General features: G+C 44.8%; 14 protein-coding genes. 3 read left to right on the top strand and 11 right to left on the bottom strand.

What is annotated here, in order from left to right; all coding sequences use genetic code 11:
- Window positions 1-90: 90 nt before the first annotated feature.
- Window positions 91-1,305, top strand: a complete 1,215-nt coding sequence (locus QUB13_RS09770) for a class I SAM-dependent methyltransferase (protein WP_333380320.1) — start codon at window positions 91-93, stop codon at window positions 1,303-1,305.
- 41 nt (window positions 1,306-1,346) lie between these two features.
- Here QUB13_RS09770 and QUB13_RS09765 read toward each other — a convergent pair whose 3' ends face one another.
- The 4 genes from QUB13_RS09765 to hisS form a co-directional block, all read right to left on the bottom strand.
- Window positions 1,347-1,955 (bottom strand): hypothetical protein, encoded by a 609-nt coding sequence (locus QUB13_RS09765; protein WP_333380319.1) that lies wholly within the window; start codon window positions 1,953-1,955, stop codon window positions 1,347-1,349.
- Between the two features lie 246 nt (window positions 1,956-2,201).
- Window positions 2,202-3,344 (bottom strand): DNA cytosine methyltransferase, encoded by a 1,143-nt coding sequence (locus QUB13_RS09760; RefSeq protein WP_333380318.1) that lies wholly within the window; start codon window positions 3,342-3,344, stop codon window positions 2,202-2,204.
- Between the two features lie 96 nt (window positions 3,345-3,440).
- A complete protein-coding gene (locus QUB13_RS09755) occupies window positions 3,441-4,190 on the bottom strand; it encodes a Uma2 family endonuclease (RefSeq protein ID WP_333380317.1) in 750 nt (249 codons plus the stop codon).
- 191 nt (window positions 4,191-4,381) lie between these two features.
- Entirely contained in the window at window positions 4,382-5,656 is a 1,275-nt protein-coding gene (gene hisS, locus QUB13_RS09750; RefSeq protein WP_333380316.1) for a histidine--tRNA ligase, read from the bottom strand.
- A 33-nt stretch (window positions 5,657-5,689) separates the two neighbouring features.
- Between hisS and QUB13_RS09745 the strand changes: the two genes are divergently transcribed.
- On the top strand, window positions 5,690-5,827 hold the full coding sequence (locus QUB13_RS09745; RefSeq protein ID WP_333380315.1) for a hypothetical protein: 138 nt from the start codon (window positions 5,690-5,692) through the stop codon (window positions 5,825-5,827).
- Window positions 5,828-6,109: 282 nt separating this feature from the next.
- On the opposite strand, the gene QUB13_RS09740 is transcribed toward QUB13_RS09745, so the two are convergent.
- Entirely contained in the window at window positions 6,110-6,391 is a 282-nt protein-coding gene (locus QUB13_RS09740) for a hypothetical protein (RefSeq protein WP_333194058.1), read from the bottom strand.
- 34 nt (window positions 6,392-6,425) lie between these two features.
- On the bottom strand, window positions 6,426-6,701 hold the full coding sequence (locus QUB13_RS09735) for a helix-turn-helix domain-containing protein (protein WP_194066931.1): 276 nt from the start codon (window positions 6,699-6,701) through the stop codon (window positions 6,426-6,428).
- A gap of 443 nt (window positions 6,702-7,144) precedes the next feature.
- On the opposite strand from QUB13_RS09735, the gene QUB13_RS09730 reads away from it, so the two are divergent.
- Complete coding sequence (locus QUB13_RS09730; RefSeq protein ID WP_333380314.1) at window positions 7,145-8,137, top strand: carbohydrate kinase family protein; 993 nt, start codon at window positions 7,145-7,147, stop codon at window positions 8,135-8,137.
- A 78-nt stretch (window positions 8,138-8,215) separates the two neighbouring features.
- On the opposite strand, the gene QUB13_RS09725 is transcribed toward QUB13_RS09730, so the two are convergent.
- From QUB13_RS09725 to QUB13_RS09705, 5 genes are all read right to left on the bottom strand, one after another.
- Window positions 8,216-8,704, bottom strand: a complete 489-nt coding sequence (locus tag QUB13_RS09725) for a gluconokinase (RefSeq protein ID WP_333380313.1) — start codon at window positions 8,702-8,704, stop codon at window positions 8,216-8,218.
- Between the two features lie 129 nt (window positions 8,705-8,833).
- Window positions 8,834-9,532, bottom strand: a complete 699-nt coding sequence (gene aqpZ / locus QUB13_RS09720) for an aquaporin Z (protein ID WP_333380312.1) — start codon at window positions 9,530-9,532, stop codon at window positions 8,834-8,836.
- 335 nt (window positions 9,533-9,867) lie between these two features.
- On the bottom strand, window positions 9,868-10,620 hold the full coding sequence (locus QUB13_RS09715) for a DNA-binding protein (protein ID WP_333380311.1): 753 nt from the start codon (window positions 10,618-10,620) through the stop codon (window positions 9,868-9,870).
- A 93-nt stretch (window positions 10,621-10,713) separates the two neighbouring features.
- Window positions 10,714-11,289, bottom strand: coding sequence for an REP-associated tyrosine transposase (locus QUB13_RS09710; protein ID WP_333380310.1), 576 nt, complete (start codon window positions 11,287-11,289; stop codon window positions 10,714-10,716).
- 480 nt (window positions 11,290-11,769) lie between these two features.
- Complete coding sequence (locus tag QUB13_RS09705) at window positions 11,770-13,092, bottom strand: 3-isopropylmalate dehydratase large subunit (protein ID WP_333380309.1); 1,323 nt, start codon at window positions 13,090-13,092, stop codon at window positions 11,770-11,772.
- Window positions 13,093-13,190 lie beyond the last annotated feature (98 nt).

Here is a 13,190-nt window from a genome sequence, read left to right as displayed (position 1 = left end):
TCTTTTCTCTTCCTCTGTGTCCTCTGCGCCCTCTGCGGTTAAAAAAAATCTTTATTTCATAAATAAAATAACATTAACTTTAATTTAATTATGACATCCCAGCAATCAGATATCAATGACAGTAACCCCGAACTCTGCGATTTAATCTGCGAAAGAATTGCAGCGACTCCACAGGGGCGCATTACCTTTGCGGAATATATGGATTTGGTACTATATCACCCGCAGTATGGTTATTATAATGGCGATCGCCCGCCGATCGGCAAACAAGGCGATTTTATCACCTCGCCTCACTGGAGTGCAGACTTTGCCGAAGTTTTGGGCGAGCAATTTGTGGAAATGTGGCAAATTATCGGCAAACCTCATCATTTTACTATCGTAGAAATGGGCGCTGGGCTGGGAACATTTGCCGTACATTTGCTGCAATACCTGCAACGGAAATATCCCGATTTATTTAAAGTTTTAGAATACATTATTGTTGAAATATCCCCTATTTTGCAAGCGGAACAGCAGCAAAATTTAGCCAAATTTAAAAACATTAAATGGTGCAACTGGGATGAAATAGCTAATAACTCTATCGTCGGTTGTTTCTTTTCTAACGAGTTAGTTGATGCTTTTCCCGTACATCAATTTGTCGTAAAAGAAGGGCAAATTAGGGAAATTTATGTTGCCGCCGACGAAGAAGAAAACAAAGAATCTGGAAGCAAGTTTATTGAAGTATCCGACGAAATTTCTAATTCTAAAATTGCCGAATATTTTGATTTATTGGAAATAGATTTGTCAGCGACTGTCTATGCAGATGGTTATCGCAGCGAAGTCAATTTAGCAGCTTTGGACTGGATAAAAACAGTTGCCGCAAAGTTGCAGCGGGGATATCTGTTGACAATTGATTACGGACATCCGGCGCACCGCTATTACAATCCGAGGCGCAGCGAGGGGACGCTACAGTGTTATTACCGCCACCGATATCACAACAATCCTTATATTAATGTGGGGCGGCAGGATTTAACGGCTCATGTTAATTTTACGGCGTTGGAAAAGCAGGGTGAATTCTGCGGTTTGGATGTGGTAGGGTTTACTCAGCAGGCTTTGTTTTTGATGGCGTTGGGTTTGGGCGATCGCCTTGCTTCTTTGTCCACAAATGATGCGGAAGTGTTGGATGTGGCAACATTTTTGCGGCGCAGGGAGGCTTTGCATAGAGCGATCGATCCGATGGGTTTGGGAGGATTTGGGGTTTTGGTGCAGTCTAAGGGGTTGAGGGAGGAGGAGAAGGGGAGAATATTGAAGGGTTTGATGGTGCCTGATTAGCGACCGAAAGCTGAATTTCCACATATTACTTCCGTCATTACTTAACCGCACTTACTCAGCGGCTGAGAATCCGATTTTACTGAATATAAAGTAGATGGCAACTTTAAACAATAGGCAGCAGGATTTACCTCAATCAACCACCAATTAAACATATCTCGTCGGGCTTCAGTAAAACCAGAAATTGCATCACCGGTAATAGCATCATACATAATATCTAAGATGGCATTATAGGCTGTTTTGGTGTTGAGTGTTTGCATCAAGCCGTAGAAAATATTATAAGCTTCGTCAGTAGCTTGATATTTTCCAATTTTGTTGATATTAGGAAACAAGGTATCAGCCCAAGTTTCTGGAATTTCACCGCCATCTTTTAGCCAACAAGATACAATTCCTTGAATGATATCAGTCTTATTTTCTTCAGGAAAGTAATGTTTAATAGTCGGTTTAGCTGCCAATGCTATTCCATAAGCCATATAGACATATCGCTGATGGGATATTGCATCATTAGGCATTCCAAAGGCTGTCATTACTTCTACAAAAGCTTCTTCTACATCGCTGTTTCCGCCTCTTTCGTATAAATTACGATACTTTCTGTCCCAAACCGTGCGAAGTGTTTGCTGTAATCGATCGGGAATATCGAAGTTGCTGGGCAATTTAAAATCGGTGTAATAGCCTTTGACAAACTGTATTATTTACTTTGGCTCCTGATATATTGTGTAGGACTTGCATGGGCCCAAAAACTGGGGCTCCTGATATATTGTGTAGGACTTGCATGGGCCCAGAAACCGGGTTTTTTACGAAACTACTGCTTTTGAGGCTTTGACACTGGTGAAAAACCCGGTTTCTTTGGTATTTATGCGTCCAGGACTGTTAATGAATAAAATATTTTACTTACTATACTATAAACTACTGGTTAATTGTAAACTGTTTTCAGTAAGTTCTAATTCAGCCAATTTTAATCGCTCTTGAATAGACATCCCCTGCAACTTTTGACTCATTTCATATAAATTAACTTGCGGATAATCCCCCTTAAATAGCGGAATCAAAGACTCGACAACAGCAGCAATTCCCTGCGGCGGCACTGCATTGCCAATCTGCCGCCGCACTTCAGTAGTAGAACCTTCAAAAACAAAATCATCGGGAAATGTTTGCAATCTTGCTCTTTCGCGATTTGTCAAAGAACGGGGTTCTAAATAATGATAACCCCAAGTTCCGCCACCGCCACCAGCAATAATTGTCGATGATGGTTTATCGGGATGAATTCGCCGATAAACGTGACTGATCATGCCTTTGACATAGTATGGACTGTCCTTGGGAATATCAGAGAAATTGCCTCCCGGTTTAATTCGATTTAAAATTTCAACGGTTCTGGTATGAATTTTATGATGTTTGTTATTGTCAATAACAGTTTCTACATTTTTGAGCGCTTCGCCCGCAGTTCGATAAGGATTTTGGCGATTTTGTCCGTATTTTGGCTGAGGATGCACAAAGTTAAATCCTGTATCCATCCGAATGCCAACTAATAACACTCTTTGCCGAAATTGCGGAACTCCGTAATCGGCAAAGTTGTAAAGTTTAGGTTTAACTAAGTAACCTGGTGCGATACTTTCAAAGTCGGAAATTATTTGTTTGATTGCTTGATAGTTATTGGCGCTTAATAAACCTTTGACATTTTCTGCGACAAAAGCTTTGGGCTTTTTTTTGTTGACAAAATCGAGAAAATATGTGTATAAATTGCCTCTGGTTCCTTCAAGGCCGGGGCGCTTCCAAATTAGGGAGAAATCTTGACAGGGGAACCCTCCTATACATATTTCAGCTTCGGGAACTTGTGCAATGTCTATATTTTCTATGCTGTCGTTGATGATGACATCGGCGATGTTTCGGCTGAATGTTTTGCAGGCGTATTGATTGGAGTCGATCGCCCAAACTACCTCAAATCCGGCTTGGTGGAATGGCAAATCCATGCCGCCGCAACCAGAAAATAAGGATATGAGTTGCGGTTTTGTTGTCCAGGCGATCGGCTGGAGACGTTCGATTAACATAGGAGTGTAAAGTTAGCCAAGGGCGGGCGGGATGCCCGCACTACAAGAGTGCGATCGTACCACAACACGATCGAATTCGACCGATCGGTTAATATTTCACTCTTCGTCATCTAACTCAATCCCGGCTTGACGCAGTTTTTCGGCCAATCTTTCAGCGCGGAGTTTTTCGCGATCGGCTCTTTCCTCCGACCACAGCAATAACTTGCCTTCTGCATTCCACCACCTCAACCAACAGCCTGTCCTTGCTTCGTGCGTTCCTTCCCAAACTCCTAAAAACAAATCTAATCCCGGTATCCAATAACGTCCGTTTTCATCGGTTTTTTGCAAGTTGTAACGCTCCGATTCTAAAGCGTAAACTTCTAAATGAGCGGTAGTTGCTCGAAAAATAACGTACCTGGGGACTTTGATTACTTGCTCGTAAAAATACCACTTTCCCACCCGCGAGGTAAACTCAACAGAGTATTCTTCCCCGTAGGTTTCTGAGAGGAATTCCATCACGATTTGCGGGATGGTTCCTTCGGTGTGCGGCGTGTAACTGCGGCGGACTTGCGAGACATTTTTGGGATTTACTGGTTTTACGTACATCCAATCGGGTGCTTTGCAGATAATGCGCTGTTCGTCGCTGCTTGAACCTGGGAAACTAATTCCGGCACAAAGGGCAAAATTAGAAACTATTAAGGCATCCCGCATTAATTCAGGAAATACTGTTAGCGGTTGGCGCAAAGCGGAGGCTAATAATGGTTGGCTTTCGTCTTCCACGGGGTCATCTGGTAGTTGAAAATCTTCTGGGAGTAGCGGCCAGGTGATTGTGAGTTTTGTTTCAGGGTTTTTAGTTGCTAAAGACATAGTTTATCTGAGGTTAAATGTTTTAATATTTAAATTATATCTTTTGGTTTTTGGGATTCATGTTAATGGCTTAATGACGAGGCAGAGCCTCTGGATCTGCGTTGCCAGGCTGAGCCTGGTAACGAGAAAAGAGGAATTTAGGGGTAGTGGATGGTGCGGGCCGGCCATCTTTTGTTGGCGATTCGATCGCCCTACACAGCTTTTATTTTCTGTGCGAGTTCCTCTGTCATTGCTAACAGTTCCGATTGGGCGATCGCACTTTGTTCACCACTCGCCAACCACTTCAATTGTACAGTCTCATTTTCAGCTTCCGCATCACCCAAAACTAAGCAAGCAACTGCACCGCTTCTGTCGGCTCTTTTAAACTGTTTTCCGAACGCACTGCCGCTCAAATCTATCTCAACACTAAACCCAGCAGCCCGCAATTTTTGCGCTAACAAGATTGATTGCTGTTCGGCTTTATCGCCCCTAGATACCAAATAGAAATCTAACTTCGGCGCGGGTAAAGGTTGCAACTTTTGCAGCAGGATAATTAACCTTTCGATTCCCATCGCCCAACCAACTGCTGCGGTATCTGGGCCGCCCAATTCCTTGACTAAACCGTCGTAGCGGCCGCCTCCACAAACTGTTGCTTGGGCTCCCAAATCGTCGGAAATGATCTCAAATGCGGTGTAGGTATAGTAATCTAAACCGCGCACCAATCTGGGATTTAACTGATAGCTAATTCCTAAATTTGTGAGCATTTGCTGCACTCGATCGAAGTGATCTCGCGATTCGTCACCCAAATATTCCAAAATACTCGGCGCGCCCTTAACAATTTCTTGAGTGCGCTGATTTTTGCTGTCCAAAATCCGCAGCGGATTGCGAGTCAAACGGTCTTGGGAATCCGCGTCTAATTCCTCTTTGTACGGTGTAAAATAATCGATCAATGCTTGGCGATAATTTTGTCTGTCTTGCTTGTTTCCGACAGAGTTAATATCTAGTCGCAAGTTGGTTAAACCGATCGCTTGCAGGATGTCGCAGGCGATCGCAATTACCTCCACATCTGCCCGTGGATTCGCACTCCCCAACACTTCCACGCCAATTTGATTGAATTGCCGCTGTCTGCCTTCTTGGGCGCGTTCGTAGCGAAACATCGGCCCCGTATACCACAGACGCTGCACGTCTCCGGCGGCGTACAAACTGTTTTGAATAAAAGAGCGCACTACTCCGGCGGTGCCTTCTGGGCGCAAAGTAGTCGATCGATCGCCCTTATCTTTAAAAGTGTACATTTCTTTGCCCACAACATCGGTAGCTTCGCCGATGCCGCGTTCAAATAAAGATGTTTGTTCAAAAATAGGCGTGCGAATTTCTCGATAAGCTGCTTTTTGCAATATTGTTCTAGCGACTGCTTCTATGTTTTGCCAATATTGAATTTCTGCGGGCAAAATATCCCGCGTTCCCGGTAAAGTTTTAATTGCACTCATTTTTTTAGTCAGTTTTCAGTTGGCAGTTGGCAGTTGGCAGTTGTTAGTTGGCAGTTGGCAGTTGGCAGTTGGCAGTTGTTAGTTGTTAGTTGGCAGTTGTTAGTTGTCATTAGTCATTGGTCATTAGTCGTTGGTCGTTGGTCATTGCTCGTAGGAAATTTACAAAACTGACGCATCCAAATCTAAGAAATCGGGTTTCTCACATTCTATTGTCCAGGATTGCTCCATTGAGATTTGAATGATATTGTATAGTATTGTCCCGCTCTATCTTTACAAGCTATTGGAGCTTTATACAGCACTACTAATACAATACTTAAACTGAGATGCTCCCGTTAATAACTTCTATATTCGTTAGTTCTCTGTCCTTAACTTTTAGCTAGTGACTAATGACTAATGACTAATGACTACTGACTACTGACAACTAACAACTGACTACTGACTACTGACTACTGACTACTGACTTAATAATTCCCAAGCTCCGTAACGATCGCCATAATAAGCCAAAATGCGATCGACCCGCTGGCGATCGACCAAATCGAAGCCTTCAGGATACTGTATCCACAAACCTCCTATTTGGCTGTCGCTGTAATCAAACCGCTGCGACTGCTGCGGAATTAAACCGATTTCCACCCCTTCAACTTGACGCAAATGGGCTGCTACTTCGCGATATACCGTCAGCGGCAATCCCGGCGATTGAATTTGATAGCGGAGTTGTTTTTCTTGTGCCGTTTGCATCATTACTTTGCCTGTCCCCAACCAAAATCCCTATTTAAGATACTTCTTTATCGATCGGCCCCGGTAGAGGGCAGCAGTTAATATTCTCCATACATACCTTCCCCCACTGCAAGGCCCAGCGCACCAGCGAAACTCGATTGTCAGCGGGCGTCTTGTTCAAGATATTGCTAATGTGGTTGTCAACAGTACGCTTGCTAATTTCTAACTTTTCAGCGATTTTCTCATTGGTCAATCCCGCCGCTACTAACTCTACCACTTGTAATTCTCTGTCCGAAAGGGTGACAGGGGTGCTGGAGACGCTCCCGTTCATAAATTTTTCCTATGTGTGCATATTTACCTATATACAATTCTAGAGGATGAGCGATCGAGTATGAAGAGAAAATTAAATCTGCTGCGGCTGCTTTTTCGCAGTGCAAGCACGAACTCGCTTGCATAATCGCGGCTTCGTGGAAAAGAAGGCGCGATTATGCAAGACGCACCAGCAGCCCAGCAGGCGCGTGGGGTGGCGGATGCTAGCTTTACCTGAATGCACCTGAAATCCGGGCCCAAAAACCCGGAGATGTTGGTACGTAAAACTGCTGATACGCCCGCACTGCACTTGTGCGTTGAGCGTGTAACTGCCGGTATCAGCAAGTCTGATATTATAGGGAGCAGCGATTAAAAAAATAGCTGGCCATTTTTTTCGGATGGGCTAAAAATAATTATTGAGTTGTCTGCTGCTGTGACATCAAAAATCCAAAATCAAAAATAAATATGACTTATCCTCGCGTTTTGTGTCTGGGTGAAATTTTATTTGATTGTTTAGCAGACAAACCAGGAGCATCTCTCGAAGAGGTAGAATCTTGGACGGCATATCCCGGCGGCGCTCCTGCTAATGTTGCCTGTGCTTTGGTTAAATTGGGCACTGAGGCGGCATTTATCGGTGCTGTGGGTGGGGATGAGTTGGGGAATTCCCTAGTGCAGGTATTGCAAGAAGTAGGGGTTGATACCGCTGGAGTGCAGCGGCATCCGAGTGCGCCGACGCGGCAAGTTTATGTGTTGCGGACTGAAGCGGGCGATCGATCTTTTGCCGGTTTTGGTAAATTGGATACTGCGGATTTTGCCGACACTCGCCTCCTGGCCGCCCAAATACCCGATGTGCTGTTTGAAAATGCTGATTTTTTAGTGCTAGGCACTTTAGAATTAGCTTATCCTGAAAGTCGAAAGGCGATCGCAAGAGCGATCGAACTAGCAGAACGTTACGACGTTAAAATTATACTTGACATCAATTGGCGTCCGGTATTTTGGCCAAATCCCGACGAAGCAAAAGCGCGCATTATAGAACTCTTAAAAAAAGTAGATTTTCTCAAATTATCTGACGAAGAAGCCGAATGGTTGTTTGCAACTACCGATGCTGGAGCTATTACCTACCGCCTCGATTCTGTAGAAGGCGTTTTGGTGACAGCGGGCGATAAAGGTTGCTCCTATTGTTTGTCGGAAAATGAAGGAAAAATCCCTGTCTTTGCAGTAGATGTTGAGGATACAACAGGTGCGGGTGACGGATTTGTCGCTGGTTTTGTGCAACAGTTGTGCAAGCAGGGAATTAAGAATTTAGCAGATTCAGAAATAGCAAAACAAATTGTCACCTATGCAAGCGCGGTGGGTGCGATGACAGCGATGAAGCCGGGAGCAATTGCAGCTCAACCAACCGCCGCTGAAGTAGAAGCTTTCTTGTATTTGTACAAAAAACATCCCGCCAAACATTAATAGGTTCGATCCTTCGGACTTTAGTCTTTCTTTATGCAGACTAAAGTCCGAACGGTCGAACCTGTTTTTTGTAGGAAATTAACTGCAAACTAGATAATTTTCAATCTGGCGCACCATTACCTCTAGCGGCTGCGAAGCATCTATAATAATTGCAGTTTCTGGTTCTTCGAGAGTAGCGCACTGACTTGACAGCAAGTCTGCTTTCATGTAGTGGTTTTCGCGAGTTTTCAATCTGGCTGTTAATAGCTCAAAAGAAGCTTTGAGATAAACTATTTTCATTTGCTGCTGGTCTCGGCAAAGTATTTCGCGGTAAGATGCTTTTAAGGCAGAACAAGCTAACACGACATTTTTATTTTCCAACAGCCACCTGTCCATTGTAGCTTGCAAGTGCAACAGCCAAGGCAGGCGATCGGCATCTTCTAAAGGAATGCCCAAACTCATTTTTTCGATGTTGGCTGGCGAGTGAAAATCGTCGGCATCGCTGAAATCCCAATTGAGAGATTGCGCCAGCAACTTGCCAACAGTAGTTTTTCCCGAACCGGAGACTCCCATCACGATAACAATCATCGGGCTGATTTACCAAATATTTGTAATTTGATCGAGTTGTGCGTGAGACAAACCGAGTTTCTTAAATTTTCTCATAAATCCTACAACGCATAAAAAGTTCAAGAAACCCAGTCTGTTTCTAATTCTAGATCAAATTTCTTCCCTCGTGTTTTTAATTAAATTATAAGCCAAAACCCCGATAATTCCACCAATCACCGGGAACACAATAAACGCCCACAACTGTTGAATTGCCCATCCGCCTTGAAAAAGTGCCACACCGATACTTCTAGCCGGGTTGACTGAAGTATTGGTTACGGGAATTCCGACTAAGTGAATCAACACCAGCACCAAGCCGATGGGAATTCCGCCCAAACCCACGGGATAATGGGGATCGGTAGTACCCATGATGGTAAATAACAGAAAAGCCGTCAGTACAATTTCCGTCAAAGCTGCTGCTAAAAGCCCGTAACCTGTGGGAGAATGTTCTCCAAAACCGTTGGAAGCAAATCCCGAAGCGGCCGCATCAAAACCCGGTTTTCCTGATGCTATCACATACAAAACAAGACCGCCTAAAATTCCGCCTACAATCTGACCTCCTATATAATAAGGAAGCAAAACAGCATCGATCAGTTTGGCAACTACTAAACCGACGCTTACCGCGGGATTAATGTGGCATCCAGAGATAGGCCCGATCGTATAAGCCATGACTAAGAGGGACAGCCCAAAGGCGATAGAAACTCCCAAAAATCCGATTTTGTCTCCAGCTAAAACCGCACTGCCACATCCACCTAATACCAACACAAAAGTACCAAAAGCTTCAGCAACCCCAATCTTTATTTTTTTGTTCATACTCACACTTTCGGAAGTTTTAGATAGGTCAATTTCGCACCCAGACCAATTCTAGCTCTAAAAATTAGAGTTCCAATTTCTTTCATGCAGCGCGCAACAATCCTAATACAAAGCATTAGCAATGTATAGCTCTAATTTTTAGAAATTGTATGGAATTAACTGAGAATGCGGAATTGGGAATCGATAAATTAGCTCAAACATACTCCATTAGGGGAAAAATGTCAACATTTAGTTAATTATTTTTATAAATTGTGCAATTTTCTGTATTCAATTCAGAATAATTAACTTGGGTTCTTCCGTAACTTTGTGATGATAATTTTACTTATTGTTGCTGATTATCTCATCGCACTTTCAGCTAAAACATCACTGCTAAACGGCTGGTATCTCCAACCTTGGAAGGGGCGAAAGTCTGTCGGACAATCGGCGGTCATTTTGCACAGCAAGCGGAACTGTAGCGGCGTTGGGGGTTGGTTGAGGCGATCGACTTCTACGCGAACTAATTTTGGATGCTGCGAGATAATTTGAAAAATACCCTCCAAAAGATAGCGCGGACAATAGCCTACAATGCAGTCATTTTCAGTACAAAGCAGCAAGCCACGAGGATAAAATTTGTGGGCTAAATACAAAAGTTCGCCCGCTTGAAGCCCATTAATCCGTTCAATTGCCGGCTTGGGAAGGTGTCGCAGTCCATGTGCAAAAAAATGGATGCGGTAACGTCCATTTTCATCCGGTTCGGGACAGGGGAATACCTCAAAATTATCAGTTACCCGTTTCCCTCCGCTGCGGGCCAATAAAGCAATTGGGTCATCTTCGTGTTGAGGGATATTCAACCACTGTACAAATTCAGGGTAGTCAGGGCGCGATCGCGGCATCACTCGATTGGAAAACAAGGGAAACAGTTTTTGTGAAGTGTAAACCTTATTGAAATCAGGGAAAGATGGCAAGGGTTCAAACCTGCACTTATGTTGAGCTTCTAGAACACCATTTGTATAATTGAACTGGTATTCTTTACCGTTAAATGTCAATTTTGCGATCGGAAACCAAGAACTGCTGCCCGGGTCTTGCCAAGCCAAAAATAGTGTTTTCAAGGTAAGTTTCCTCCTATTCAAGTAGGGTACGCAGTGCGCACCTTACCGCTATTTATAGCGCGTCAAACCAATTTTTACGTAAGTCCTGTGAATTTATTCTCCTAGTCTATAGGAAATGGCATCAAAATTTAGTATTTTTGGCTTTCTGCCATTACAACTACAGCACCAATCAACTGAATAAACATTTTTTTTAACCCATAAGCTAAAGCTGGAATAAGACCACAAATGCGGACAAGAACTTAAATTGTGCTTAACAGGGTTGTAGTGAATATAGTTTAAATGCTGTTCAAAATCATCTTCATCGCAGATAGTATGTTCCCAAAAGCGCCGATGCCAAACATCACTTTCTCGACGCTTACGACGCGAAAAGGAGACATTTTGAGGCAAAGTTCCTTGACCGCGCAAAGATTGTGTAAATAAAACTTTTATCCGTCCAAGACGTTTGGGATAGGCAGTATCATTAGGAGGTAATTTCCACAAAAAATGGATATGGTCGGGCAATACAACTGCCCCAAGAATTTCAAAAGGTTGTTCTGATTTAATCGCCGCTACAGCGTTGCGGAGTCGCGAGACATTTTCTGACTCTGAAAATAGCGGTGTGCGATTGTAGGTAACAAGCGTTAGGAAGAAAGTTCCACCAGGAAGGTAAAATCGGCGATAGTTTGGCATTAATATCGTCCTCTTACTTTTTTATAGGGCATCTTACACTCATCTCTGCGGGTGCGCAGTGCGCACCTTACATTCATCTCGTAGGGTGCGCATTGCGCACCTTCCAGGGGTCTCCGGGTGCGCAGTGCGCACCTTACATTCATCTCGTAGGGTGCGCACTGCGCACCTTCCAGGGGCTACTACATTCATCTCGTAGGGTGCGCACTGCGCACCTTCCAGGGGCTACTACATTCATCTCGTAGGGTGCGCATTGCGCACCTTCCAGGGGCTACTACATTCATCTCGTAGGGTGCGCATTGCGCACCTTCCAGGGGCCTCCTACATTCATCTCGTAGGGTGCGCATTGCGCACCTTCCAGGGCCTCCTACATTCATCTCGTAGGGTGCGCATTGCGCACCTTCCAGGGGCCTCCGGGTGCGCACTGCGCACCTTACATTCATCTCGTAGGGTGCGCATTGCGCACCTTCCAGGGGCTACTTTCTAACACAAGAATTCGCGCGGATCGGTGACATACCCAGTCAGGGCAGACGCGGCCGCCGTGTAAGGCGAAGCTAGATAAACTTGCGCTTCTTTGTTCCCCATCCGGCCGGGGAAATTGCGGTTAGTTGTAGACACGCAAATTTCGGGTTCGTTCATCCGCCCAAAAGTATCTTTCGGGCCACCCAAACAAGCGGCGCAAGAAGGCGCTGCAGGTTCGATGCAGCCGGCTGCTAAGAAGATTTCCGACAGGGTTTGACCCTCGTATTTTGTGACAAACAAATCTTCGTAAACTTTCTGAGTGGCCGGTACTAAATACGTCGGAACTTTGACTTGATTTCCTTTGAGAATGCGGGCTGCATTCAAAAAGTCGGAGGTTTTGCCACCGGTGCAGGAACCGATGTAAACTCGATCGATCTTGACATCGCGGCAGTTGCGGGCCAATTCGCGGTTGTCGGGGGAGTGCGGTTTGGCGACGACTGGTTCTAATTTGCTGACATCGTAGGTGCGATCGCTATAAAAACTAGCATCAGCATCAGTGTAAAATGCCTCAAAGGGCACATTAGTCCGGGGATTAACGTAATCAAAGGTGGTTTTGTCCGCAGCCACCGTGCCGTTTTTGCCGCCAGCTTCGATTACCATATTGCACAGCGTCATCCGTTCTTCCATCGTCAAACGTTCGACTGTATCGCCGGCAAATTCCATTGTCCGGTAGTTAGCCCCGGCCACGCTGATATCGCCAATAATTTGCAAAATCAAGTCTTTTGCTAATAAATAATCGGGCAATTCGCCGTTGAGTATAAAGCGCATCGTCGCCGGCACTTTAATCAACAGTTTGCCGGTTCCCATAATAAATGCCGCGTCCGTATTGCCAATACCGGTGGCAAATTGTCCGAAAGCGCCGGCATTGCAGGTGTGGGAATCTGTGCCGAAGAGCACTTCGCCGGGCCGCGTGTGCCCTTCTTGGGCTAGGGCGATGTGGCAAACTCCTTTGTAGTCGGGATTTGCTTTGAAGTCCGATCGATCTGTGATGTCGTAAAAGTATTTTATCCCTTGTTCTGCGGCAAAATCGCGGAGAATATCGACGTTGCGGTTAGCGCGTTCGTCGTTGGTGAAAATGTAGTGGTCGGGAATTAAGACGATTTTGTCTGGATTCCAGACTTTAGCATTTTCGCCGAATTCGCGTTTGAAAACGCCGATGGTGCCCGGCCCGCAGACATCGTGGGTCATCAACACGTCTGTTTCTACCCAAATGTTTTCTCCGGGCTCTACTTTTGTGCGGCCTGATGCTTTGGCTAAGATTTTTTCGGTCAGGGTCATTCCCATAGTTCGATCGCTCTTTTTGGTAAGATGCTACATAACTGTATTGTACGAAACATCGCCTGATACTGACAGGTAATTTATTAAGCAAACATTAAAAGAAG

This window comes from Microcoleus sp. B4-D4 (assembly GCF_036705185.1).
In the GTDB taxonomy this organism is placed as follows: Bacteria; Cyanobacteriota; Cyanobacteriia; order Cyanobacteriales; family Microcoleaceae; genus Microcoleus.
Note: the sequence above shows the minus strand (reverse complement) of the source record. Positions and strands in the feature narration are given on the sequence as shown.

Coding starts and splice junctions, on each gene's coding strand:
- QUB13_RS09735 (WP_194066931.1), bottom strand. CDS start 6,701: ATGAACGGGAGCGTCTCCAGCACCCCTGTCACCCTTTCGGACAGAGAA.
- QUB13_RS09755 (WP_333380317.1), bottom strand. CDS start 4,190: ATGTCTTTAGCAACTAAAAACCCTGAAACAAAACTCACAATCACCTGG.
- aqpZ (WP_333380312.1), bottom strand. CDS start 9,532: ATGAACAAAAAAATAAAGATTGGGGTTGCTGAAGCTTTTGGTACTTTT.
- hisS (WP_333380316.1), bottom strand. CDS start 5,656: ATGAGTGCAATTAAAACTTTACCGGGAACGCGGGATATTTTGCCCGCA.
- QUB13_RS09740 (WP_333194058.1), bottom strand. CDS start 6,391: ATGCAAACGGCACAAGAAAAACAACTCCGCTATCAAATTCAATCGCCG.
- QUB13_RS09710 (WP_333380310.1), bottom strand. CDS start 11,289: ATGCCAAACTATCGCCGATTTTACCTTCCTGGTGGAACTTTCTTCCTA.
- QUB13_RS09760 (WP_333380318.1), bottom strand. CDS start 3,344: ATGTTAATCGAACGTCTCCAGCCGATCGCCTGGACAACAAAACCGCAA.
- QUB13_RS09705 (WP_333380309.1), bottom strand. CDS start 13,092: ATGGGAATGACCCTGACCGAAAAAATCTTAGCCAAAGCATCAGGCCGC.
- QUB13_RS09730 (WP_333380314.1), top strand. CDS start 7,145: ATGACTTATCCTCGCGTTTTGTGTCTGGGTGAAATTTTATTTGATTGT.
- QUB13_RS09770 (WP_333380320.1), top strand. CDS start 91: ATGACATCCCAGCAATCAGATATCAATGACAGTAACCCCGAACTCTGC.
- QUB13_RS09725 (WP_333380313.1), bottom strand. CDS start 8,704: ATGATTGTTATCGTGATGGGAGTCTCCGGTTCGGGAAAAACTACTGTT.